Annotated in this window: 27 protein-coding genes; 11 read left to right on the top strand and 16 right to left on the bottom strand. The window is 61.4% G+C overall.

Going from position 1 to position 21,568, the window contains the following annotated elements:
- Positions 1 to 12: 12 nt before the first annotated feature.
- From hisC to Q7F16_RS05355, 10 genes are all read right to left on the bottom strand, one after another.
- On the bottom strand, positions 13 to 1,065 hold the full coding sequence (gene hisC / locus Q7F16_RS05400) for a histidinol-phosphate transaminase (protein WP_046063857.1): 1,053 nt from the start codon (positions 1,063 to 1,065) through the stop codon (positions 13 to 15).
- Between the two features lies 1 nt (position 1,066).
- Positions 1,067 to 2,404 carry a histidinol dehydrogenase gene (hisD, locus tag Q7F16_RS05395; RefSeq protein ID WP_409555962.1) on the bottom strand — a complete coding sequence of 446 codons (1,338 nt, stop codon included), beginning with the start codon at positions 2,402 to 2,404 and terminating at the stop codon, positions 1,067 to 1,069.
- A 123-nt stretch (positions 2,405 to 2,527) separates the two neighbouring features.
- The gene (gene hisG / locus Q7F16_RS05390) at positions 2,528 to 3,163 is read right to left on the bottom strand and encodes an ATP phosphoribosyltransferase (RefSeq protein ID WP_003197870.1); all 636 of its coding nucleotides are present in this window, start codon (positions 3,161 to 3,163) and stop codon (positions 2,528 to 2,530) included.
- A 129-nt stretch (positions 3,164 to 3,292) separates the two neighbouring features.
- Positions 3,293 to 4,558 carry a UDP-N-acetylglucosamine 1-carboxyvinyltransferase gene (gene murA / locus Q7F16_RS05385; protein ID WP_003197868.1) on the bottom strand — a complete coding sequence of 422 codons (1,266 nt, stop codon included), beginning with the start codon at positions 4,556 to 4,558 and terminating at the stop codon, positions 3,293 to 3,295.
- A 22-nt stretch (positions 4,559 to 4,580) separates the two neighbouring features.
- Positions 4,581 to 4,820 (bottom strand): BolA family protein, encoded by a 240-nt coding sequence (locus Q7F16_RS05380; protein ID WP_007953556.1) that lies wholly within the window; start codon positions 4,818 to 4,820, stop codon positions 4,581 to 4,583.
- Positions 4,821 to 4,935: 115 nt separating this feature from the next.
- The gene (locus Q7F16_RS05375; protein ID WP_041476249.1) at positions 4,936 to 5,241 is read right to left on the bottom strand and encodes an STAS domain-containing protein; all 306 of its coding nucleotides are present in this window, start codon (positions 5,239 to 5,241) and stop codon (positions 4,936 to 4,938) included.
- Positions 5,242 to 5,249: 8 nt separating this feature from the next.
- Complete coding sequence (locus tag Q7F16_RS05370) at positions 5,250 to 5,903, bottom strand: MlaC/ttg2D family ABC transporter substrate-binding protein (RefSeq protein ID WP_018614019.1); 654 nt, start codon at positions 5,901 to 5,903, stop codon at positions 5,250 to 5,252.
- An 11-nt stretch (positions 5,904 to 5,914) separates the two neighbouring features.
- Positions 5,915 to 6,382, bottom strand: coding sequence for an outer membrane lipid asymmetry maintenance protein MlaD (gene mlaD / locus Q7F16_RS05365; protein ID WP_003178020.1), 468 nt, complete (start codon positions 6,380 to 6,382; stop codon positions 5,915 to 5,917).
- Positions 6,382 to 7,179: a lipid asymmetry maintenance ABC transporter permease subunit MlaE gene (gene mlaE / locus Q7F16_RS05360; RefSeq protein WP_046063856.1), complete on the bottom strand. Its 798-nt coding sequence runs from the start codon at positions 7,177 to 7,179 to the stop codon at positions 6,382 to 6,384. Before mlaE ends, mlaD begins: the two co-directional genes overlap by 1 nt.
- Complete coding sequence (locus tag Q7F16_RS05355; RefSeq protein WP_046063855.1) at positions 7,179 to 7,988, bottom strand: ATP-binding cassette domain-containing protein; 810 nt, start codon at positions 7,986 to 7,988, stop codon at positions 7,179 to 7,181. Before Q7F16_RS05355 ends, mlaE begins: the two co-directional genes overlap by 1 nt.
- Before the next feature lie 274 nt (positions 7,989 to 8,262).
- Between Q7F16_RS05355 and Q7F16_RS05350 the strand changes: the two genes are divergently transcribed.
- From Q7F16_RS05350 to Q7F16_RS05305, 10 genes are all read left to right on the top strand, one after another.
- Positions 8,263 to 9,237, top strand: a complete 975-nt coding sequence (locus Q7F16_RS05350; protein WP_014336639.1) for a KpsF/GutQ family sugar-phosphate isomerase — start codon at positions 8,263 to 8,265, stop codon at positions 9,235 to 9,237.
- The gene (locus tag Q7F16_RS05345) at positions 9,238 to 9,762 is read left to right on the top strand and encodes a KdsC family phosphatase (protein ID WP_014336638.1); all 525 of its coding nucleotides are present in this window, start codon (positions 9,238 to 9,240) and stop codon (positions 9,760 to 9,762) included.
- Between the two features lie 7 nt (positions 9,763 to 9,769).
- Complete coding sequence (lptC, locus tag Q7F16_RS05340) at positions 9,770 to 10,339, top strand: LPS export ABC transporter periplasmic protein LptC (RefSeq protein ID WP_046063854.1); 570 nt, start codon at positions 9,770 to 9,772, stop codon at positions 10,337 to 10,339.
- Entirely contained in the window at positions 10,326 to 10,874 is a 549-nt protein-coding gene (gene lptA, locus Q7F16_RS05335) for a lipopolysaccharide transport periplasmic protein LptA (protein ID WP_014336636.1), read from the top strand. The genes lptC and lptA overlap by 14 nt, the downstream gene beginning before the upstream one ends.
- Entirely contained in the window at positions 10,874 to 11,599 is a 726-nt protein-coding gene (gene lptB, locus Q7F16_RS05330) for an LPS export ABC transporter ATP-binding protein (protein ID WP_014336635.1), read from the top strand. The genes lptA and lptB overlap by 1 nt, the downstream gene beginning before the upstream one ends.
- Positions 11,600 to 11,763: 164 nt before the next feature.
- Complete coding sequence (locus Q7F16_RS05325) at positions 11,764 to 13,257, top strand: RNA polymerase factor sigma-54 (protein ID WP_046063853.1); 1,494 nt, start codon at positions 11,764 to 11,766, stop codon at positions 13,255 to 13,257.
- A 76-nt stretch (positions 13,258 to 13,333) separates the two neighbouring features.
- The gene (hpf, locus tag Q7F16_RS05320; protein WP_003178005.1) at positions 13,334 to 13,642 is read left to right on the top strand and encodes a ribosome hibernation-promoting factor, HPF/YfiA family; all 309 of its coding nucleotides are present in this window, start codon (positions 13,334 to 13,336) and stop codon (positions 13,640 to 13,642) included.
- A 12-nt stretch (positions 13,643 to 13,654) separates the two neighbouring features.
- A complete protein-coding gene (ptsN, locus tag Q7F16_RS05315) occupies positions 13,655 to 14,119 on the top strand; it encodes a PTS IIA-like nitrogen regulatory protein PtsN (protein ID WP_046063852.1) in 465 nt (154 codons plus the stop codon).
- Between the two features lie 2 nt (positions 14,120 to 14,121).
- On the top strand, positions 14,122 to 14,979 hold the full coding sequence (gene rapZ, locus Q7F16_RS05310; RefSeq protein WP_018613998.1) for an RNase adapter RapZ: 858 nt from the start codon (positions 14,122 to 14,124) through the stop codon (positions 14,977 to 14,979).
- A gap of 15 nt (positions 14,980 to 14,994) precedes the next feature.
- The gene (locus Q7F16_RS05305) at positions 14,995 to 15,270 is read left to right on the top strand and encodes an HPr family phosphocarrier protein (protein WP_014336631.1); all 276 of its coding nucleotides are present in this window, start codon (positions 14,995 to 14,997) and stop codon (positions 15,268 to 15,270) included.
- 113 nt (positions 15,271 to 15,383) lie between these two features.
- Here the strand turns inward: Q7F16_RS05305 and Q7F16_RS05300 are convergent, their stop codons facing one another.
- From Q7F16_RS05300 to pmbA, 6 genes are all read right to left on the bottom strand, one after another.
- Positions 15,384 to 16,274: a ZIP family metal transporter gene (locus tag Q7F16_RS05300; RefSeq protein WP_409555963.1), complete on the bottom strand. Its 891-nt coding sequence runs from the start codon at positions 16,272 to 16,274 to the stop codon at positions 15,384 to 15,386.
- Between the two features lie 19 nt (positions 16,275 to 16,293).
- Positions 16,294 to 16,917 carry a superoxide dismutase gene (locus tag Q7F16_RS05295; RefSeq protein WP_046063851.1) on the bottom strand — a complete coding sequence of 208 codons (624 nt, stop codon included), beginning with the start codon at positions 16,915 to 16,917 and terminating at the stop codon, positions 16,294 to 16,296.
- Between the two features lie 2 nt (positions 16,918 to 16,919).
- On the bottom strand, positions 16,920 to 17,360 hold the full coding sequence (locus tag Q7F16_RS05290) for a hypothetical protein (protein ID WP_014336628.1): 441 nt from the start codon (positions 17,358 to 17,360) through the stop codon (positions 16,920 to 16,922).
- Positions 17,361 to 17,387: 27 nt separating this feature from the next.
- Positions 17,388 to 18,764 carry a class II fumarate hydratase gene (locus Q7F16_RS05285; protein ID WP_046063850.1) on the bottom strand — a complete coding sequence of 459 codons (1,377 nt, stop codon included), beginning with the start codon at positions 18,762 to 18,764 and terminating at the stop codon, positions 17,388 to 17,390.
- On the bottom strand, positions 18,757 to 19,152 hold the full coding sequence (locus tag Q7F16_RS05280; RefSeq protein ID WP_014336626.1) for a hypothetical protein: 396 nt from the start codon (positions 19,150 to 19,152) through the stop codon (positions 18,757 to 18,759). Before Q7F16_RS05280 ends, Q7F16_RS05285 begins: the two co-directional genes overlap by 8 nt.
- A gap of 257 nt (positions 19,153 to 19,409) precedes the next feature.
- A complete protein-coding gene (gene pmbA, locus Q7F16_RS05275; protein WP_046063849.1) occupies positions 19,410 to 20,756 on the bottom strand; it encodes a metalloprotease PmbA in 1,347 nt (448 codons plus the stop codon).
- A 252-nt stretch (positions 20,757 to 21,008) separates the two neighbouring features.
- Between pmbA and yjgA the strand changes: the two genes are divergently transcribed.
- Positions 21,009 to 21,533: a ribosome biogenesis factor YjgA gene (gene yjgA / locus Q7F16_RS05270; protein ID WP_014336624.1), complete on the top strand. Its 525-nt coding sequence runs from the start codon at positions 21,009 to 21,011 to the stop codon at positions 21,531 to 21,533.
- Positions 21,534 to 21,568: the final 35 nt, after the last annotated feature.

The raw sequence follows: 21,568 nt of genomic DNA, 5'->3' as shown, positions 1-21,568 counted from the left end.
CAATGCAAGGCTTTAGAGTTCGCCGAGGGCTTCTACCAGCGCTTGGTTCTGCTCCGGTGTACCGATGCTGATCCGCAGGAATTGGGCAATCCGCTCCTGCTTGAAGTGCCGCACGATCACACCCTGCTCCCGCAGTTTCGCCGCCAAGCCTGCCGCATCGTGCCGGGGGTGGCGGGCGAAGATGAAGTTGGCCGCCGAGGGCAGCACTTCAAAGCCCTTGGCTTGCAGTTGGGCCACGACCCACTCACGGTGCTCGATGACCAACTGGCAGGTCCGGTCGAAATGCTCGCGATCATCGAACGCCGCCGCGCCGCCGACATTCGCCAGGCGATCCAGCGGATAGGAGTTGAAGCTGTTCTTGATCCGCTCCAGCGCCTCGATCAGGTCTGGATGGCCCACCGCCAGGCCCACGCGCAGTCCCGCCAGGGAGCGGGACTTGGACAGGGTCTGGGTCACCAGCAGGTTCGGATAGCGATCCACCAGGCTTATCGCCGTTTCGCCACCGAAGTCGATGTAGGCCTCATCGACCACCACCACCGAATCCGGGCTGGCCTTGAGGATCTGCTCGACCGCTTCCAGCGCCAGCAGGCAGCCGGTCGGCGCGTTAGGGTTGGGGAAAATGATCCCGCCATTGGGTTTGGCGTAGTCCGCCGGGTCGATCCGGAATTGTGCATCCAGCGGCACCGCATCGAACTGGATGCCGTACAGCCCGCAATACACCGGATAGAAGCTGTAGCTGATGTCCGGGAACAACAGCGGCTGGTCGTGCTGCAACAGGCCGTGAAAAATATGTGCCAGCACTTCATCCGAGCCGTTGCCCAGGAACACCTGGTTGCTCTGCACGCCGTAATAACGGGCCACGGCGCTTTTCAGCAAGTCGCTGTTGGGATCCGGATACAGGCGCAGGTTGTCGTTCAGCTCGGTCTGCATCGCCGCCAAGGCCTTGGGCGATGGGCCGTAGGGGTTCTCGTTGGTGTTGAGCTTGACCAGCCGGGTCAGCTTCGGCTGTTCACCCGGCACGTAGGGCACCAGGTTCTTGACGAACGGGCTCCAGAATTTACTCATTTCAGTTCCCCTGCCCTTCGATGGATGGCTCATCAAGAATGCGGTACTCGGCACTGCGCGCGTGGGCGCTCAGCGATTCGCCACGGGCCAGCACCGAAGCGGTCTTGCCCAGTTCGGATGCGCCCTGCTCGGAGCAGAAGATGATCGACGAACGTTTCTGGAAGTCATACACCCCCAGCGGCGACGAGAAACGCGCGGTGCCGGAAGTCGGCAGCACGTGGTTGGGGCCTGCGCAATAGTCACCCAGGGCCTCACTGGTGTGGCGCCCCATGAAGATCGCACCGGCGTGACGGATCTGCGGCAACCAGGCCTGCGGATCGGCGACCGACAGCTCCAGGTGTTCCGGCGCGATACGGTTGGCGACTTCGATGGCCTGGGCCATGTCCTCGACCTTGATCAGCGCACCACGACCGTTGATCGAGGTGTTGATGATCTCGGCGCGGTCCATGGTCGGCAGCAGCTTGTCGATGCTGGCGGCGACCTTGTCGAGGAACTCGGCGTCCGGGCTGACCAGGATCGCCTGGGCGTCTTCGTCGTGCTCGGCCTGGGAAAACAGGTCCATGGCGATCCAGTCCGGATCGGTCTGGCCGTCGCACACCACGAGGATTTCCGAAGGGCCGGCGATCATGTCGATGCCGACCTGACCAAACACGTGGCGTTTGGCGGTGGCGACATAGATATTGCCCGGCCCGACCACCTTGTCGACCCGCGGCACGCTTTCGGTGCCATAGGCCAGCGCAGCCACGGCCTGGGCACCGCCGATGGTGAACACCCGGTCCACGCCAGCGATGCAGGCGGCGGCCAGCACCAGCTCGTTGATTTCACCGCGTGGGGTCGGGACGACCATGACCACTTCGGTCACGCCGGCGACCTTGGCCGGGATGGCGTTCATCAGCACCGAGGACGGATAGGAGGCCTTGCCACCCGGCACGTACAGGCCGGCGCGGTCCAGCGGCGTGACCTTCTGGCCCAGCACGGTGCCGTCGGCTTCGGTGTAGCTCCAGGAGTCCTGCTTCTGCCTTTCGTGATAGTCGCGCACCCGGGACGCGGCCTTTTCCAGGGCTTCGCGCTGGGGCACGGTGATCCGGGTCAGGGCCAGTTCCAGGCGCTCGCGCGGCAGGATCAGGTCGGCCATGGACGCCACTTGCAGGCCGTCGAACTTCTGGGTGAATTCCACCAGGGCGGCATCGCCACGCTCGCGCACGGCCTTGATGATGTCCAGCACCCGCTGATTGACCGAGTCGTCAGACACACTTTCCCAGCTCAGCAGATGATCCAGATGATGTGCGAAATCCGGGTCGGCAGCATTGAGTCGGCGAATCGAAGTGGGAGCGGTCATAGCGAGGGCCTCATTAATGGCAAATGCTCAGGCGCCCTAAGCTACCAGTCCATTCGCGTGGGCACCTGAGAAAATTGGCTATGACACGGATAGACGGGCGCGACTCAAGGTCGCGCAGGTGAATCAGCCGCGGTGTCGCGATTCCACTGCCTTGCGCAGGGTATCGATCAGAGCCTGGATACGGGCGTGCTGCATTTTCATCGAAGCCTTGTTGACGATCAGCCGGGAGGTGATGTCAGCGATGAAGTCCTGGGGTTCCAGACCGTTGGCCCGCAGGGTATTGCCGGTGTCGACCACGTCGATGATCTTGTCCGCCAGGCCGATCAGCGGCGCCAGCTCCATCGAACCGTACAACTTGATGATATCGACCTGACGGCCCTGCTCGGCGTAGTAACGCTTGGCAATGTTGACGAACTTGGTCGCCACGCGCAAACGCCCCTTGGGCTCCGGCGCGCCGACTTTACCGGCGGTCATCAGCTTGCAGCGGGCGATCTGCAGGTCCAGGGGCTCGTACAGGCCCTGGCCGCCGTATTCCATCAGCACGTCCTTGCCGGCAACGCCCAGGTCGGCGGCGCCATGTTCCACGTAGGTCGGCACATCGGTGGCACGCACGATCAGCAAGCGCACGTCGGCCTGGGTCGTGGGAATGATCAGCTTGCGGCTCTTGTCCGGATTCTCGGTCGGCACGATGCCCGCTTCAGCCAGAAGCGGCAGGGTGTCGTCAAGGATGCGGCCCTTGGACAGTGCGATGGTCAACATGGGAAACGTCAGTCCTTATCAAGGTACTCATGCCCGGTCGCAAGCGGCGCCGGACACACATCGAGGGTGCAAACACCCTCGACCTGAAACGAAATCAACGGGCACGTCCCTGCGCCCATGCAGCCGGAACTAGCCCGGTACGCGGCGGATCTTGGCGCCGAGCATCTGCAGCTTTTCTTCGATGCACTCGTAGCCACGGTCGATGTGGTAGATGCGGTCGATCAGGGTATCGCCTTCGGCAACCAGGGCCGAGATGACCAGGCTGGCCGAGGCCCGCAGGTCGGTGGCCATCACTGGCGCGCCCTTGAGCTTCTCGGTGCCAGTAACGATGGCCGTGTTGCCTTCGACCTGGATCTTGGCGCCCATGCGGTGCAGTTCGTAGACGTGCATGAAGCGGTTTTCGAAGATCGTCTCGATCACAGCACCGGTGCCTTCGGCAATGGCGTTGAGGGAGATGAACTGCGCCTGCATGTCGGTCGGGAACGCCGGGTACGGAGCGGTCCGCACGTTGACGGCTTTTGGTCGCTTGCCGTGCATGTTCACTTCGATCCAGTCTTCGCCGCAGGTGACTTCGGCACCGGCTTCCTTGAGTTTCTCCAGGACGGCTTCAAGGATGGTCGGATCGGTGTCCTTGACCTTGACGCGGCCTCCGGTGACGGCAGCGGCCACCAGATAGGTGCCGGTTTCGATCCGGTCCGGCATCACTTTGTAGGTGGCCGAATGCAGGCGCTCGACGCCATCGATGGTGATGGTGTCGGTGCCAGCGCCGCTGATCTTGGCGCCCATGGCGATCAGGAAGTTCGCCAGGTCGACCACTTCAGGCTCGCGCGCGGCGTTTTGCAACACGCTGCGGCCCTTGGCCAGTGCGGCGGCCATCATGATGTTCTCGGTGCCGGTCACGCTGACTGTATCGAAGAAGAAGTGCGCGCCGCGCAAGCCGCCTTCCGGCGCCTTGGCCTTGATGTAGCCACCTTCGACGTCGATCACCGCACCCATGGCTTCCAGGCCGCGAATGTGCAGGTCCACCGGACGCGAGCCAATGGCGCAACCGCCAGGCAAGGCGACTTCGGCCTCACCGAAACGGGCGACCATCGGGCCCAATACCAGGATCGACGCACGCATGGTTTTCACCAACTCGTACGGGGCGACCAGGGTCTTGATGGTGCGCGGGTCGATCTCGACGCTGAGCTTCTCGTCGATCACCGGCTCAATGCCCATGCGGCCGAACAGCTCGATCATCGTGGTGATGTCGTGCAGGTGCGGCAGGTTGGCCACGGTCACAGGACCATCGCACAGCAGGGTCGCGGCCAGGATCGGCAGGGCGGAGTTCTTTGCCCCGGAAATACGGATTTCGCCATCAAGACGAACGCCGCCGGTAATAATCAGTTTATCCATAAGAATCTCGAGGCCCTTGGGCTCAGGTGCGCTCGGCCCAGGCCGCGCTGCTGAAAAATTTCATCGTGACCGCGTGGATGCTGCCATCGGCGATCCATGGGTTCAAATGGGCATAGATGCTCTGCTGACGCTTCACGGGGCTCAACGCCGCCAGTTCGTCGCTGATCACGTTCAACTGGAAGTTGCAGCCTTCGCCTTCAACTTCCACCTGCGTACCAGGCAGCTTTCCTTCAAGGAAGCTCTTCACTTCTACAGCCTGCATGCTCAACCTCAATCGGCGCCCTGTGCGCGCGGGTCGCACATCATACAAAAAAGCCCCGCGCCTGCGAACCCCGCGAAGCAGGACTCTGACGGGGGGACTTTTCCAACAATGTGGGTCAGGGGTGCGCCAACAACTCGGTCAGCTCGCTGACCTGGGCTATTTCGCGCATGTCTTCGGGCATCCCACGGATGCTCCACGTTTTGCCGGCCGCCTTGGCGTCCCGCATGAAGCACAGCAGCAGCGACAGGCCGACGCTGCTGGACTTCTGCACCGCCGAGCAATCAATGACCACCTCGGCGGCACTGACGGACTTGATCAGCGCCTGACCCTGCTTGCGCAGGGCCGGGCCGGTGCGGTAGTCCAGCACGCCACTGAGCATCAGCACGCCAGCCTCACCCAGACGAACGGCCGACTCACTCACCGACTCAATCATTGTGCCTGCTTCTCTTTGGCTTCTTCGGTCACTTCCTTGGCCTTGGCGACTTCACCGGCCCAACCGTTGATGGTCTTGTCCAGGTCGTTGCCATTGCGCTGCATCGCATCGGCGAACTGATCGCGGAACAACTTGCCGATGTTGATGCCATTGATGATCACGTTGCGAACCTTCCACTCGTCGTTGATTTTTTCGAGCGTGTAGGACACAGGATAGATCGCGCCGTTGTTGCCCTTGACCTGCATGTCGACGCTGGTGCGGGTGCCGCTTTCGTCCTTGGCCGGCGAAACGGTGATGCCCTGGTTGTTGTATTCAAGCAAGGCGTTGCCATAGAACTGCATCAGGCTGCGCTTGAAGTTCTCCTGGAAGCGGGTCATCTGCGCCGGGGTTGCCTTGCGCGAGTACTTGACGGTCATGATGCTCTTGGAGATGCCGTCGGCGTCGACCACGGGGCCGACGATGCCGTTCAGTGCGTCATAGAACGCGCTGGGGTCCTGCTTGTATTGCTCTTTGTTGGCGGCAAGGTCCGCCAACAGCCGGGTCGTCGTGTCCTGGATGATGTCATGGGCCGAAGGCGCAGCCACGGCGTTAGCCATCAACGGCAGCGCCGCGAGCAACACCAACAGGCCACGTCGCAAGATAGAGATCATTCAAAAGCTCCTCATTTGGCGTCTTTGCTAACGGTATTGAGCAGGAATTTACCGATCAGGTCCTCGAGCACCAGGGACGACTGCGTGTCGTGGATGACGCCACCGTCCTTGAGCACGGTGTCTTCGCCACCCACGCTGATGCCAATGTATTTCTCACCCAGCAGCCCAGCAGTGAGGATAGATGCAGTGGAATCAGTCGGCAGGTTATCCACGCGTTTTTCCAACTGCAGCGTCACCCGACCGGTGAAATCCTCGCGATTCAGATCGATTGCCGTGACCTTGCCGATAGTGACACCGGCCATGGTCACCTTTGCTCTGACCGTCAAACCGGCGATATTGTCAAAGTTGGCATAAAGTTTATAAGTATCGGTGCTTGCCGTCGGCGCCAGTCCACTGACCCGCAGGGCCAGCAGCAGCAAAGCCAGGATGCCAGCCAGCAAGAAAAGGCCGACACCGATTTCCAGGGTGCGGTTTTGCATCAGAAATCTCCAAACATCAAGGCGGTCAGAATAAAGTCGAGGCCCAGGACCGCCAGCGAGGCGTACACCACGGTCTTGGTTGTGGCACGGCTGATCCCCTCTGACGTGGGCTCACAGTCATAGCCTTGAAACACGGCGATCCAGGTCACGACGAAAGCGAATACGGCACTTTTGATCACGCCATTGAGGACATCGTCGAGGAAGTCGACGCTGTTTTGCATGTTCGACCAGTAGGAGCCTTCATAGACCCCCAGCCAGTCAACGGCCACCCACGAGCCGCCCCAGATCCCCACGACGCTGAAAATCATCGCCAGCACCGGCAGGGAAATGAAACCGGCCCACAGACGCGGGGCGATAATGTACTTGAGCGGGTCGACGCCAATCATTTCCAGGCTGGACAGCTGCTCGGTGGACTTCATGTTACCGATTTCAGCCGTCAGCGCCGAACCGGCCCGCCCGGCGAACAGCAGCGCCGTTACCACGGGGCCGAGCTCACGCAGCAGCGTCAACGCAACCATCTGCCCGACCGCCTGCTCCGAACCGTAGCTGGACAAAATGCTGAAGCCTTGCAGCGCCAGCACCATGCCGATGAAGATCCCGGAGACCACGATGATCACCAGGGACATCACGCCCACCGAGTGCAACTGCTTGACCAGCAGGCCGAAACCGCCGCCTGTCGAGTTGCGACCGAGCAAGGCGTGCATCAGGAACAGCGAGGAACGGCCCAGTACCGCCACGACATCGATGCCGGAGCGGCCGAACAGGCGAATTCTTTCCAACAGTGATTTCTTGCGCATCAGCGCTTCCCCAGCAGATCGGTACGGTAATCCGTGGCCGGGAAATGGAACGCCACCGGCCCGTCCGGATCACCCTTCATGAATTGGCGAATGCGCGGGTTGTCCGAATCCTTCAGTTCCTGGGGCGTGCCCTGCCCCAGTACCTGGCTATCGCCAACCACATAGATGTAGTCGGCAATGCTGGCGGTTTCTGCCAGGTCGTGGGAGACCACGATGCTGGTGATGCCCAGCGCATCGTTGAGCAGGCGGATCAGACGCACGAGCACACCCATGGCGATCGGGTCCTGCCCAACGAAGGGCTCGTCGTACATGAGGATCTTCGGATCGAGGGCAATCGCCCGCGCCAACGCGACCCGACGCTTCATGCCGCCGGACAGCTCGTCGGGCATCAGGTCGAGAGCGCCGCGCAGCCCGACTGCCTGCAATTTGAGCAGGACGATGTCGCGGATCATCTCTTCCGGCAGGTCGGTATGGACCCGCAGCGGGAACGCCACGTTCTCGAACACATCGAGATCGGTAAACAGCGCGCCACTCTGGAACAGCACGCCCATGTGCTTGCGCGCATCGAACAGGTCGCTGCGGGACAACTCGGGGAGATTCTGACCATTGACCCAGACTTCGCCGGCGCTAGGGCGCAGTTGTGCCCCCATCAGCCGCAGCAGCGTGGTCTTGCCGCACCCGGAAGGCCCCATGATGCCGGTGACCTTGCCGCGTGGGATGCGAATATCGATGTCATTGAAAATGCTGCGCGTCCCTCGCTTGAAGGACAGTCCCTTCAGCTCGACCGCGTAGGCGTTGTCGGCACTCATCTAAACTCCTTGCGATGCAGCCTCACATTCGAATGCCCTGGGCAGCCGACAAGCGCCGGTACCGCCGGGCACGCGAACCGGCGGCGAACTATATCACTGCAACAGCCAAGCGCCCAAGGCCAACGCCCCGCCCGTTAAGCCTGACTTAAGGTAAAAAGCCACATTTTATGTCGAACCTTGCGCCCCTTCGAACAAAGCATGACGAACTTACGTGAGGGAATTGTTCATTGCCGCTATAATCGCCGCCTTTTCATCGGGCTATACGATTTCTGACATGAGCCAATCCAGCGACCTGATTCAATCGGCACAACGTACCATCCGCCTCGAGCAGCAAGCCGTGCAAGGCTTGCTGCCCCATATCGACGCTGATTTCGTACGCGCCTGCGAGATGATTCTGGCCAGCAAAGGCCGCGTGGTCGTGGTCGGCATGGGCAAGTCCGGGCACATCGGCAACAAGATCGCCGCCACCCTCGCCAGCACCGGCACCACGGCCTTTTTCGTCCATCCGGCCGAAGCCAGCCACGGCGACATGGGCATGATTACCCGGGACGACGTCATCCTGGCCCTATCCAACTCCGGCTCCACCAATGAGATCATCACGCTGCTGCCGCTGATCAAGCGCCTGGGCATCCAGTTGATCAGCATGACCGGCAATCCGGACTCGCCGCTGGCCAAGGCCGCCGAAGTAAACCTCAATGTTCATGTCGAACACGAAGCCTGCCCGCTGAACCTGGCACCGACTTCTTCCACCACCGCCGCCCTGGTCATGGGCGACGCCCTGGCCGTGGCGCTGCTGGAAGCCCGGGGCTTCACTGCGGAGGATTTCGCCTTTTCCCACCCCGGTGGTGCCCTCGGCCGTCGCCTGCTGCTGAAAGTCGAAAATGTGATGCACGCTGGCCAGGAGTTGCCGCAAGTGCTGCGCGGCACGCTGCTCAAGGACGCGCTCATGGAGATGACCCGCAAGGGGCTGGGCATGACGGTAGTCCTGGAGGCCGACGGCAAGCTCGCCGGGATCTTCACCGACGGCGACCTGCGCCGCACCCTGGACCGCACCATCGACATCCACAGTGCGACCATCGAGCAAGTCATGACGCCCCACGGCAAGACCGCCCGCGCCGAGATGCTCGCCGCCGAGGCACTGAAAATCATGGAAGACCACAAGATCAGCGCCCTGGTGGTCGTCGACGACGAAGACCGTCCGGTGGGCGCCCTGAACATGCACGATTTGCTGCGTGCGGGAGTCATGTAAATGAACACAGACCTGTTGCAACGCGGCCAAGCCATCAAGCTGGCTGTTTTCGATGTGGACGGCGTGCTGACCGACGGTCGCCTGTACTTCCTTGAAGACGGCAGCGAGTTCAAGACGTTCAACACCCTCGACGGGCAAGGCATCAAGATGTTGATGGCCGCCGGCGTGCAGACCGCGATCATCAGCGGCCGCAAGACCCCGGTGGTCGAGCGGCGCGCGAAGAACCTCGGCATCCCGCACCTTTACCAGGGACGCGAAGACAAACTGGTGGTGCTGGACGAGCTTCTGGGTCAACTCAACCTAAGCTATGAACAGGTGGCCTACCTCGGTGACGACCTGCCAGACTTGCCGGTGATTCGCCGGGTCGGCCTGGGCATGGCAGTCGCCAACGCGGCCAGCTTCGTGCGCGAGCACGCCCACGGCGTCACCACCGCGCGAGGCGGCGAAGGTGCGGCCCGCGAATTCTGTGAACTGATCCTGCGCGCCCAGGGCCGCCTCGAAGCGGCCAACGCCGCGTACCTGTGAGCCATTTATGCTGAGCAAGAAGATTCGCACCATTGTGGTGTTCGGCTGTATCGCGGCGATTTTTGCTGCGGTGGGCTATTGGAACATCAGCCCCGAACGGTTTCTCGACCGGCCTGCGACCCAGGTCGAGGAAAAGATCGACTGGTACGCGACCAACACGCATACCCTGCAGTACCTGCCCGACGGCAAAGTGCAATACGAGATGACGTCCGACAAGGTCGACCACGTAAAGGCCACTGACATTACGCTGGTCACCAAGCCCGACCTGAACATGTTCCGCGGCACCGAGTTTCCGTGGCACGTGCAGAGCGAACACGCCGAAGTCAATTCCGGCGGCACCGAAGTGGAACTGATCGACTCGGTACGCATCGCCCGAACCGACGAGAAAAACCGCACGACCATCATCACCAGCACGCGCATGACCGTGTTCCCACAGCAAGAATATGCGCAGACCGAGCAACCCGTTAGAATCGACGGCGCCGGGGGTGTATCGACCGGCACGGGAATGAAAGCGTATTTGAAGGAAAGCAGGATACACCTGCTATCGAACGTAAGAGGACAGTATGAAGCTCGCTAAAACCCTCCCTATTTTGCTCAGTCTGGGCGCAGCACTGGGAAGCGCGAGCGCCTGGGCTCTTCCCGACGACCGCAACCAGCCTATCCGCATCCAGGCCGACGATGCCCAGCTCGACGACAAGAATGGCGTTGCCACCTATAAAGGTGACGTGATCATCACCCAGGGCTCGATGAAGGTCACCGGCAATACCGTGACCATCACCCGCACCCCGGCCGGCGACATCGACGTAGTGACCTCCGTGGGCAACCTGGCCTATTTCGAGCAAATGCAAACCGCGGGCGATACCAAGCCTGTGCAGGGCTACGGGGTCACCATCCAGTACCACGCCTCCAAGGATCGCGTGGTCCTGATCGACCGCGCCAAGGTCGTCGACAAGGACAACAACGTGACCCAAGGCGAGAAAATCGTCTACGACACCAACAAGAAACTCGCCAGCGCCGGTCGCGCCACCGGTAGCAAGGTGACCGAGTCGCGTCCGCGGATCGACATGGTGATCCAACCGAAAAAGAAAACCGACGAGCAGAAGGCCCAGTAATGGCAACTCTGAAAGCTCAGCACCTGGCCAAGAGCTACAAGAGCCGTCAAGTCGTGCGTGATGTCAGCCTGTCCATCGACAGCGGCCAGATCGTCGGCCTGCTCGGCCCCAACGGCGCAGGCAAGACCACCTGCTTCTACATGATCGTCGGCCTGGTCCAGGCCGACCAGGGTCGCGTGCTGATCGACGACCAGGATGTCAGCCACCAGCCGATGCACGGCCGGGCGAAGGCAGGTATCGGCTATTTGCCGCAAGAAGCGTCGATCTTCCGCAAACTGTCGGTTGCCGACAACATCATGGCCATCCTCGAGACCCGCAAGGAACTCGACAAGGCCGGTCGTCGCCAGGAGCTGGAAAGCCTGCTGCAGGAATTCCACATCAGCCACATTCGCGACAACCTGGGCATGAGCCTGTCCGGTGGCGAGCGGCGCCGCGTGGAAATCGCCCGCGCCCTGGCCACCGCACCGAAGTTCATCCTGCTCGACGAACCGTTCGCCGGCGTGGACCCCATCTCGGTGGGCGACATCAAGCAGATCATCCATCACCTCAAGGCCAAGGGGATCGGCGTGCTGATCACCGACCACAACGTGCGCGAGACGCTGGACATCTGCGAAACCGCCTACATTGTCAATGACGGCCAGCTGATCGCCGAAGGTGACTCCGCAGCTATCCTGGCCAATGACCTGGTCAAGGAAGTGTATCTGGGCCATGAGTTCCGCCTGTAAGCACACGTGTCTGGCGAATTGTCAGGGCGTCGTTTAATTTTATTATGGCGACGCTCTAGGCAAACACTTCAGTTTCAGGCATATAATTTGCTTAAGTTTGGCGCTTCGGCGCCCTGTAGTGGATGGCGCATGTGCGCCGGCGAATAAGGTGTTAAGCCCCTGCCATGAAACCATCGCTAGTCTTGAGAATGGGCCAGCAGCTGACGATGACACCGCAGCTGCAACAGGCCATCCGCCTGCTCCAATTGTCGACCCTGGACCTGCAACAGGAAATCCAGGAGGCCCTGGAGTCCAATCCGATGCTCGAACGCCAGGAAGAAGGCGACGACTTCGATAACGCCGATCCGCTGGCCGACAACGTCGAGCAGAAGACCAACACCGAAATCCCGGAACCGTCCTACCAGGAAGCCGCCCCGACGGTGGATAACCTCGAGGATGGCGAATGGAACGAACGCATCCCCAACGAGTTGCCTGTGGACACGGCCTGGGAAGACGTCTACCAGACCAGCGCCAGCAACCTGCCGAGCAGCGATGACGACGAGTGGGACTTCACCACCCGCACCTCTGCCGGCGAAAGCCTGCAAAGCCACCTGCTGTGGCAGCTGAACCTGGCGCCGATGTCCGACACCGATCGCCTGATCGCCGTGACCCTGATCGACTGCATCAACAACCAGGGTTACCTGGACGAGACCCTCGACGAAATCCTCGAAGCCTTCGACCCCGAGCTCGACATCGAGCTGGACGAGATCGAAGCCGTCCTCCATCGCATCCAGCAGTTCGAGCCGGCTGGCATCGGCGCCCGCAACCTGGGTGAGTGCCTGTTGCTGCAACTGCGCCAGTTGTCCGCCAAGACACCGTGGCTGACCGAAGCCAAGCGGCTGGTCACCGACTACATCGACCTGTTGGGCGGCCGCGACTACAGCCAACTGATGCGTCGCATGAAGCTCAAGGAAGATGAACTGCGCCAGGTCATCGAGCTGGTGCAGAGCCTCAACCCGCGCCCTGGCTCGCAGATCGAATCCACTGAACCTGAATACGTGGTCCCCGACGTGATCGTGCGCAAGCACAATGATCGCTGGCTGGTGGAGCTCAACCAGGAGTCGGTGCCCAAGCTGCGGGTCAACGCCCAGTACGCCGGCTTCGTCAAGCGCGCCGACACCAGCGCCGACAACACCTTCATGCGCAACCAGTTGCAGGAAGCGCGCTGGTTCATCAAGAGCCTGCAAAGCCGCAACGAAACCCTGATGAAAGTGGCCACCCAGATCGTCGAGCATCAGCGCGGCTTCCTGGAGTACGGCGATGAGGCGATGAAACCGTTGGTCCTGCATGACATTGCCGAGGCAGTGGGCATGCACGAGTCGACGATTTCCCGGGTAACCACCCAGAAATTCATGCATACCCCCCGGGGCATCTATGAATTGAAATACTTTTTCTCCAGCCACGTCAGCACCTCCGAAGGCGGTGAATGCTCGTCCACGGCCATCCGCGCGATCATCAAAAAACTGGTGGCCGCGGAAAATCAGAAAAAGCCGTTGAGTGACAGCAAGATCGCTGGTTTACTGGAGGCACAAGGCATTCAGGTGGCCCGCCGTACCGTCGCCAAATACCGCGAATCCCTCGGGATCGCGCCTTCGAGCGAACGCAAGCGGTTGATGTAACAGGCCACGCCACAGCGTTCCAGTGGCAGGCATTTCTGCCTGCCGCTTTATGCACTGGCAACGAAGGAGAAGCTGTATGCAAGTCAACATCAGTGGACACCAACTGGAAGTGACCGAACCCCTGCGCACCTACATCGGCGAAAAACTCGACCGATTGGAGAGGCATTTCGACAAGATCACCAACGTGCAAGTCACGATGAACGTCGAGAAGCTGCTGCAGAAAATCGAAGCCACGCTGCATATCCCCGGCGGAGAAGTGGTTGCCAACGCAGAGCACACAGACATGTATGCCGCGATTGACCTGCTGACCGACAAGCTGGATCGCCAACTCAAAAAGCATAAGGAAAAGACCCAGAGCCTCCTCCAGGGCGCGACCGGTCGTTAACCCCCCTAATCCATGATCCGACTAGAAACCATCCTGACCCCCGGCCGTTCCCAAGTGAACGCGCCGGGCGGCAGTAAAAAGAAAGCCCTCGAACAAATTGCCAACCTGATCCACCGCGAAGTGCCGGATCTGGAAATGCAGGACGTCTTCGAGGCCCTGGTTGCCCGTGAAAAACTCGGTTCCACCGGTTTTGGCAACGGCATCGCCATTCCTCACTGCCGTCTCAAGGGTTGTACCGCGCCGATCAGCGCGCTGTTGCACCTTGAAACCGCCATAGATTTCGACGCCATCGACGGCGCCCCGGTCGACCTGCTGTTTGTATTGCTGGTTCCGGAAGCGGCGACCGATGCGCACCTCGAGCTGCTGCGCCAGATTGCCAGCATGCTGGACCGCAAGGAAGTGCGCGAAAAACTGCGCAGCGCACCGAGCAACGAAGCGTTGTACCAGGTTGTCCTGGACGAGCAGAACGGTCATTAAAAATGCGCATGATCATTGTCAGTGGCCGCTCCGGCTCCGGTAAAAGCACAGCCCTCAACGTGCTTGAGGACAGCGGCTACTATTGCATCGACAACCTGCCCGCCGGCCTGCTGCCGGAACTGGCCGAGCGCGCCCTGATCCACACTGAGCTGGCGCAGCCACTGGTGGCGGTGTCCATCGACGCACGTAACCTGCCAAGCCACCTGTCGCGTTTTCCTGAACTGCTCGAGGAAGTGCGCAGCCGGCATATCCAGTGCGATGTGCTGTACCTGGATGCCGATGAAGAAACACTGCTCAAGCGTTTTTCCGAAACCCGCCGGCGCCACCCACTGAGCAATGCCAACCGCTCCCTGGCCGAAGCCATCGAGGACGAAAGCCAGCTACTGGGGCCGATCGCCGACCTGGCGGACCTGAAGGTCAACACCACGCACCTGAACCTGTATCAGTTGCGCGACACGATCAAGCTGCGCCTGCTCAACCAACCCGAGCCGGGCACGGCGTTCCTGGTGGAGTCGTTCGGTTTCAAACGCGGCATGCCAGTAGACGCCGACCTGGTGTTCGATGTGCGCTGCCTGCCCAATCCTTATTGGAAACCGGAATTGCGCGAGCAGTCCGGGCTCGACCAACCGGTGATCGACTACCTGGCCGCACAGCCGGATGTCGAGGAAATGTATCAGGACATCTCCAGCTACCTGCTCAAATGGCTACCCCGCTTTGCCGCGAGCAACCGCGCCTATGTCACGATCGCCATTGGTTGTACTGGTGGCCATCACCGCTCCGTCTACCTGACCGAACGCCTGGGTCAGCTCCTGCAACAGTCCCTGAAGAACGTCCAGGTTCGCCACCGCGACCTCAGCTAAAGGATTCACATCGCGATGCCTGCTCAGGAAATTGAAATCATCAACAAGCTGGGCTTGCATGCCCGAGCGTCGGCCAAGTTCGTCGGCGTCGCGGGCCAGTTCAAGGACACCACCATCAGGGTCGGTCGCACGCCAGAGTCTACGGTCGACGGTAAAAGCATCATGGCGATGATGATGCTCGCCGCCGGCAAGGGCACCAGGATCCACCTGCACACCGAAGGTGATCAGGCGCAGGAAGCGATGGATGCCTTGGTTGACCTGATCAACAGATACTTCGACGAAGGCGAGTAACTGACCAAATCCCAAGGCGGATTTTTTGTGGCAAGGGAATTCATTTGTGGGAGCAAGCTTTGCTCCCACAGATAAATCTCACCACAGGTGTGGGGCGTCGCGCCCCTTCACTGTCACGCCAACGCCGTATCCAGCACCATCATCAGACAAAACCCCAGCAACAGCCCCAGGCTCGCCAGTTTCTCGTGACCATTGCGACGGGATTCGGGAATGACCTCGTGAGTCACCACCAGCAGCATCGCCCCGGCCGCCAACGCCAGACCCAAAGGTAATAGCATCTCGGCCAGGCTCACCAGCCAGGCGCACAGCAGCGCGAACACCGGCTCGACCAATCCTGATGCCGCGCCAATCAGGAACGCCTTGACCCGAGACATTCCCGCTGCGGCCAGCACCAGCGCGATCACCAGCCCTTCGGGCACGTCCTGCAAGGCAATGCCCATCGCCAGGCTGTCGGCATCCGGCATGCCACCACCCGCCGACACGCCCACCGCCATGCCTTCGGGAATGTTGTGGGCGATGATGGCAAACACGAACAGCCAGATCCGCGGCGCAATGATCGGACGTTCTGGCGCCGCGACCAGCCTTTCGGGGCTGGCCGAGACCTTGCGGTCCACCAGGTACAGCCCGAACGCCCCTGACATAATGCCAAAACAGATGAGGCCACTGGCCGCCCAAGGCGTTAACCCCAACTGCTCGGCCGCGACGATGCCCGGCACGATCAGCGAGAACGCCGTGGCCGCGAGCATCACCCCGGCACCAAAACCCAGCAGCGAATCGCTGACGGCCTGGGGCATGCGCCGAATGACCAACACCGGCACGGCCCCCAGCGCGGTGCCCAAGGCGCAGAGCCCGCCGCCCTCAAGCGCACGCAGCAGCCTGGGCTCCAGGTCCAGCCATGCCAGGCCCTGGGCCGCCAACAACGTCATCCCGGCCAACAGCAACAACGATCCCAAGGCGTAGCGGAACATCCGTCCGCTTCCAATCGCCAGTGTTTGAGTATCCATAGTCAGCCTTGGGTTGTTTTCATGAAGGACTCGAAGCCAGCGCAGCCTGGTAGCGTCGGGCGACCTCAGGCCAGTTGATCACGTTGTAGAAGGCGCTGATGTATTCCGGACGACGGTTCTGGTAGCGCAGGTAATAGGCGTGCTCCCAGACGTCCAGGCCAAGAATCGGCGTATTGCCGTTCATCAGCGGGCTGTCCTGGTTGCCGCTGCTTTCCACCACCAGGGTCTTTTGCGGGGTCACGCTCAACCAGGCCCAGCCGCTGCCGAAACGGGTCAGCGCCGCTTTGGTGAAGGCTTCCTTGAAACGCTCGATACCGCCCAGTTGTGCTTCGATAGCAGCCGCCAGATCACCCTCGGGCTGGCCGCCGCCCCGGGGCGTCATCACTTCCCAGAACAACGAATGGTTGGCATGGCCACCGCCCTGGTTGATCACTGCGGCCTGCAGGCTTGGCGGCAACTGCTCCACGCTGGACACCAGTTTTTCGATGGGCCAACCGGCATATTCGGTGCCGTCCACCGCCGCGTTGAGGTTATTGATGTAAGTCTGGTGATGCTTGGTGTAGTGGATCTCCATGGTTTGCGCATCGATGTGCGGCTCCAGGGCGTCGTAGGCGTAGGGCAATGCAGGCAAGGTAAAAGCCATGTTCAATGGACTCCATGATGAAGGGGGGCATTGCGCTGCCGGGGCGCAGCAGCGTTGCAGTGCAGCAAGCGCTGGGTGCGTGGGTATTCACCGTGCTCACTGATGAAATTCAGCAGTTCGACATAGGTCTTGTGGCTCTGGCGCAGCGCGGCGGTGCGCAGGGCCGGCGCCAGCCGCTCGTCCTGGATCGTCTGCAACAACCGTTGGTGGATCGCGCACAGGTATTCGGCGCTCTCCTCCGGCTGGTTCAGGCGCAAGTGCAGGTCCGCCAGGTTGTGATGGGAGACGACGCACGCGGCCACGGCTTCGTCGGCATCCGCCCAGCGCTCGAACAACACCTGGGCCAGCGCCAGGGCTTGCAGATAGGCTTCGCGGGCGTCCACCAGCTCGCCCAGCATGAAACAGCGATTGGCCCGTTCGATCGTACGTTTCCAGTGTTCCATGATGAGTCCTCCACACAGGTGTCGGGGTTACACGCCGCCGGCGGTGAGCTTCTCCGGGTCCAGCAGGACTTCGAGTTCGCTGCGTGTCAGGTCGGTGTGCTCCAGGGCGACATCGATGACCGGCCGACCTTGCTGGTAAGCCTTCTTGGCGATTTCAGCGGCCTTCTGGTAACCGATGATCGGATTGAGCGCGGTCACCAGGATCGGGTTGCGCGACAACGCTTCCTTGAGCCGGGCTTCGTTGACCTTGAACGTGGCAATGGCCTTGTCCGCCAGCAAACGGCTGGCGGTGGACATCAGGGTGATGCTGCTCAGCAGGTTCTGGGCGATGATCGGCAGCATCACGTTCAACTCGAAGTTGCCCGATTGACCGGCGAGCGTGATCACCGTGTCGTTGCCGATCACCTGGGCCGCCACCATGGCGGTGGCTTCAGGTATGACCGGGTTGACCTTGCCGGGCATGATCGAGGAGCCCGGCTGCAAGCCCTCGAGCTCGATCTCGCCCAGGCCCGCCAGCGGGCCGGAGTTCATCCAGCGCAGGTCGTTGGCGATTTTCATCAGCGACACGGCAGTGGTCTTGAGCTGCCCGGAAACCGCTACGGCGGTGTCCTGGGAGCCGATCAGCGCGAACAGGTTCTTGCCCGGGGTGAACTGCACCTGGGTCAATTGCGTCAGTTGCTGGCTGAACAGCTCGGCGAAACGTGGATGGGCATTGACGCCGGTGCCGACCGCCGTACCACCCTGGGCCAGGGATTGCAGGCTCGGCAGCACATCCTGCAAATGGCCGATATTGGCCTTGAGCTGCTGCGCCCAACCGTCGAGCACCTGGCTCAGGCGTACCGGCATGGCATCCATCAGATGGGTGCGACCCGTTTTGATGAATGGGTGGACCTCTTCGGCCTTGCGCTCGATCACCTGCACCAGGTGCAACAGCGCCGGCAGCAGTTGCTCATGCAAGGCCAGGGCAGCGCTGACATGAATGCTGGTGGGGATGATGTCGTTGCTGCTCTGGCCGCAATTGACGTGGTCGTTCGGGTTGACCGTCTCTCCCAGCAGGCGGCTGGCGAGGGTGGCGATCACTTCGTTGGCGTTCATGTTGGAGCTGGTGCCGGAGCCGGTCTGGAAGATATCCACCGGGAAATGATCCATGAAACGGCCTTCGAGCAGCCCCAGTGACGCATCGACGATGGCCTTGCCCTGGGCCGCGCTGATTTGTTCCAGCTCTACGTTGGCCCGGGCGGCGGCGGCCTTGGCCAGGATCAGGGCGCGAATGAATTGCGCCGGCATACGCTGGCCGCTGACCGGAAAGTTATCCACGGCACGCTGGGTCTGGGCGCCATAGAGGGCATCCGCCGGGACTTGCAGCTCGCCCATGCTGTCGCGTTCGATACGGGTATTACTCATCGGGAGATCCTTGCACCAGTTCAATAAGAGGAATCGACGGCTCCAGGGCGCAGGTCGCCAGCGCCCAGGCATGGCTCTGCCAGCGCTTGAGGCGGCAGCGGCACAGTGACTGTTGTTCGAGGTCGCGCAGTGGGCGCCAGGCCTGGTCAAGGCAGAGATTGCGCCAATGCCAGGGCAGCGCGACATCCGAGGCGGTGTCGAGCAGCAGCCGGAACGCGGTCTCGGAGATCATCCATGGCGAAGTGGCAGTGCAGCCGGCCAGATAGCGGCCCTCGGCCAGGTAGTGCTCGATCAGCCGCGGCTCGTCCGGGTTCATCGCGCAACGGATCTGGCGGCTCATCCAGCGCCAGCTTTCAAGGTAGGGTTGTTCGTGCAGGGCAGAACTCATGACCGGGGCTCACTCGGCTAATGATATTCATTATTAGATGATAATAAGAAGCAACACAACTGTTAGACCGCACAAATTCATTGTGGCGAGGGAGCTTGCTCCCGCTCGGTTGCGCAGCGACCGCAAGATCTTGGGGTCGCTTCGCGGCCCAGCGGGAGCAAGCTCCCTCGCCACAAAAGCGCCCTCGCCACAGGATTTGCGGGTACAAAAAAGGCGCGTCACCTCGTGGATGACGCGCCTTTTTTAAGCGGTGAGCGTTAGCTACCTGCCACCGTCATACGCTCGATCAACACCGAGCCGGTGCGGATGTTGCTGCGCAGTTCCAGGTCGTTGCCCACGGCCACGATCTGCTTGAACATGTCGCGCATGTTCCCGGCGATGGTCACTTCCTGGACCGGGAACTGGATCTCGCCGTTCTCGACCCAGAAACCCGCCGCGCCACGGGAATAGTCCCCGGTGACCATGTTCAGGCCATGGCCCATCAGTTCGGTCACCAGCAGGCCTCGGCCCATGCGCCGCAGCAAGGCGGCCTGGTCTTCTTCGCCATGGGTCACGAACAGGTTATGCACGCCACCGGCATTGGCGGTGCTCGGCATGCCGAGCTTGCGGCCCGAATAGGTGCCGAGGATGTAGGACACCAACTCGCCATTTTCCACGAACGGCTTGGCGTAGGTGGCCAGGCCATCGCCGTCGAACGCCGAGCTGCCCATGGCCTGCATCAGGTGCGGACGCTCGTCGATGGTCATCCATTGCGGGAACAGTTTCTGGCCCAGCGCGCCCTCGAGGAACGACGACTTGCGGTACAGGTTGCCGCCGGACACCGCCGACAGGAAACTGCCGAACAGGCCGCCGGCCAGCTCGGCCGAAAACAGCACCGGCACTTCGCAGGTCGGCACCGGTCGCGCGCCCAGGCGGCTGGCCGCCCGTTGCGCGGCTTTCTGGCCGATGCTCACCGGGTCTGCCAGCAAGGTGCCCTGGCGGCTCACGTCGTACCAGTAATCACGCTGCATCTGGCCGTTGGCCTCGGCGATCATCACGCAACTGAGGCTGTGGCGGGTCGATGCATAACCACCGATGAAACCGTGGCTGTTGCCGTAGACCCGGCAGCCCTGGTGGGTATTGAGCGTCGTGCCGTCGGCGTTCTTGATCCGGCTGTCGGCCTCGAATGCCGCCGCTTCGCAACGCAGTGCCTGTTCGATGGCCTGCTCGGGGGTGATGTCCCAGGCGTGGAACAGGTCGAAGTCGCGCAGTTCCTTGCACATCAGCGCAGCATCGGCCAGACCCGAGGCTTCGTCTTCGGAGGTGTGCTTGGCAATCGCCAGTGCCGCGGCGACGGTTTCGCGAATGGCCTCCGGGCCGCTGGCCGAAGTGCTGGCCGAGCCCTTGCGCTGGCCCACGTACAAGGTGATGCCAAAGCCCTGGTCGCGATTGAATTCGACGGTTTCCACCTCGCGCTGGCGCACCGACGTCGACAGACCCTGCTCCAGCGATACCGCCACTTCACAAGCAGTGGCGCCCTGGCGCTTGGCTTCGGCGAGGATCTGCTCGACTTGTTCCTGCAGTGCCGGCAATGCTTGCGGGCCGACGCTTTGAACTGCACTCATGGTGTTCTCCACTCAAATTCTTCTTTCGGTTAAGGCTTTGTACGTAAAGTGCCTGCGCGACGATCATGCTGCGTTGAAAACAGGCTCGGAATGCTCATTTACAACCAGTAAACTCCGCTTCCTCGCCTGTTTTCGCCTTGCCTGATCGCCGCTCGGCGACTTTTCGTACAAACCCTTGGCCTTCGAGCGACCGGGCCGGACAAGCGGCCCCCGACTGGTTATCATGGCGGCGTTTCTTTGCGGACTGCCACCATGGTTGATTCTTACGACGACTCCCTCTACGAGGGTGAAAAAAGCAAATCCCAGGTCAAACGCGAGCTGCATGCTCTGGTTGACCTCGGCGAGCGCCTGACAACACTCAAGCCTGACTTGCTGGCCAAACTGCCTTTGACCGACGCCTTGCGCCGGGCCCTGGCCGATGCGCCCAAGCACACCGCGAATATCGCGCGTAAACGGCACCTGCAATTCATCGGCAAACTGATGCGCGATCAGGACACTGACGCCATCCTGGTCCTGCTCGATCAACTCGATGCCTCCACCCGGCAGTACAACGAACGTTTCCACAACCTGGAGCGCTGGCGCGATCGCTTGATCGCAGGCGACGACGGCACCCTGGAAAAATTCGTCATCGACTACCCGGAGGCTGATCGTCAGCAATTGCGCTCCCTGATTCGTCAGGCCCAGCACGAACTGGCGCAGAACAAGCCACCGGCCTCGAGCCGTAAAATCTTCAAGTACATCCGTGAGCTGGACGAAACCCAACGCGGCCTGCGCTGAGTAACGCCCACGGGTGGAGGCCCTTGCACTCCACC

Origin of the sequence: Pseudomonas sp. Lb2C2 (assembly GCF_052112205.1) — a bacterium.
GTDB lineage: Bacteria > Pseudomonadota > Gammaproteobacteria > Pseudomonadales > Pseudomonadaceae > Aquipseudomonas > Aquipseudomonas kilonensis.
The sequence above is the reverse complement of the archived record's forward strand: the minus strand, read 5'-3'. Positions and strand labels throughout refer to the sequence as shown.

Excerpts from the sequence above, each read along its gene's own strand:
- hisC (WP_046063857.1), bottom strand. The coding sequence starts at position 1,065 with ATGAGTAAATTCTGGAGCCCGTTCGTCAAGAACCTGGTGCCCTACGTG.
- hisD (WP_409555962.1), bottom strand. The coding sequence starts at position 2,404 with ATGACCGCTCCCACTTCGATTCGCCGACTCAATGCTGCCGACCCGGAT.
- hisG (WP_003197870.1), bottom strand. The coding sequence starts at position 3,163 with ATGTTGACCATCGCACTGTCCAAGGGCCGCATCCTTGACGACACCCTG.
- murA (WP_003197868.1), bottom strand. The coding sequence starts at position 4,558 with ATGGATAAACTGATTATTACCGGCGGCGTTCGTCTTGATGGCGAAATC.
- Q7F16_RS05380 (WP_007953556.1), bottom strand. The coding sequence starts at position 4,820 with ATGCAGGCTGTAGAAGTGAAGAGCTTCCTTGAAGGAAAGCTGCCTGGT.
- Q7F16_RS05370 (WP_018614019.1), bottom strand. The coding sequence starts at position 5,903 with ATGATCTCTATCTTGCGACGTGGCCTGTTGGTGTTGCTCGCGGCGCTG.
- mlaD (WP_003178020.1), bottom strand. The coding sequence starts at position 6,382 with ATGCAAAACCGCACCCTGGAAATCGGTGTCGGCCTTTTCTTGCTGGCT.
- mlaE (WP_046063856.1), bottom strand. The coding sequence starts at position 7,179 with ATGCGCAAGAAATCACTGTTGGAAAGAATTCGCCTGTTCGGCCGCTCC.
- Q7F16_RS05355 (WP_046063855.1), bottom strand. The coding sequence starts at position 7,988 with ATGAGTGCCGACAACGCCTACGCGGTCGAGCTGAAGGGACTGTCCTTC.
- Q7F16_RS05350 (WP_014336639.1), top strand. The coding sequence starts at position 8,263 with ATGAGCCAATCCAGCGACCTGATTCAATCGGCACAACGTACCATCCGC.
- Q7F16_RS05345 (WP_014336638.1), top strand. The coding sequence starts at position 9,238 with ATGAACACAGACCTGTTGCAACGCGGCCAAGCCATCAAGCTGGCTGTT.
- lptC (WP_046063854.1), top strand. The coding sequence starts at position 9,770 with ATGCTGAGCAAGAAGATTCGCACCATTGTGGTGTTCGGCTGTATCGCG.
- lptA (WP_014336636.1), top strand. The coding sequence starts at position 10,326 with ATGAAGCTCGCTAAAACCCTCCCTATTTTGCTCAGTCTGGGCGCAGCA.
- lptB (WP_014336635.1), top strand. The coding sequence starts at position 10,874 with ATGGCAACTCTGAAAGCTCAGCACCTGGCCAAGAGCTACAAGAGCCGT.
- Q7F16_RS05325 (WP_046063853.1), top strand. The coding sequence starts at position 11,764 with ATGAAACCATCGCTAGTCTTGAGAATGGGCCAGCAGCTGACGATGACA.
- hpf (WP_003178005.1), top strand. The coding sequence starts at position 13,334 with ATGCAAGTCAACATCAGTGGACACCAACTGGAAGTGACCGAACCCCTG.
- ptsN (WP_046063852.1), top strand. The coding sequence starts at position 13,655 with ATGATCCGACTAGAAACCATCCTGACCCCCGGCCGTTCCCAAGTGAAC.
- rapZ (WP_018613998.1), top strand. The coding sequence starts at position 14,122 with ATGCGCATGATCATTGTCAGTGGCCGCTCCGGCTCCGGTAAAAGCACA.
- Q7F16_RS05305 (WP_014336631.1), top strand. The coding sequence starts at position 14,995 with ATGCCTGCTCAGGAAATTGAAATCATCAACAAGCTGGGCTTGCATGCC.
- Q7F16_RS05300 (WP_409555963.1), bottom strand. The coding sequence starts at position 16,274 with ATGGATACTCAAACACTGGCGATTGGAAGCGGACGGATGTTCCGCTAC.
- Q7F16_RS05295 (WP_046063851.1), bottom strand. The coding sequence starts at position 16,917 with ATGGCTTTTACCTTGCCTGCATTGCCCTACGCCTACGACGCCCTGGAG.
- Q7F16_RS05290 (WP_014336628.1), bottom strand. The coding sequence starts at position 17,360 with ATGGAACACTGGAAACGTACGATCGAACGGGCCAATCGCTGTTTCATG.
- Q7F16_RS05285 (WP_046063850.1), bottom strand. The coding sequence starts at position 18,764 with ATGAGTAATACCCGTATCGAACGCGACAGCATGGGCGAGCTGCAAGTC.
- Q7F16_RS05280 (WP_014336626.1), bottom strand. The coding sequence starts at position 19,152 with ATGAGTTCTGCCCTGCACGAACAACCCTACCTTGAAAGCTGGCGCTGG.
- pmbA (WP_046063849.1), bottom strand. The coding sequence starts at position 20,756 with ATGAGTGCAGTTCAAAGCGTCGGCCCGCAAGCATTGCCGGCACTGCAG.
- yjgA (WP_014336624.1), top strand. The coding sequence starts at position 21,009 with ATGGTTGATTCTTACGACGACTCCCTCTACGAGGGTGAAAAAAGCAAA.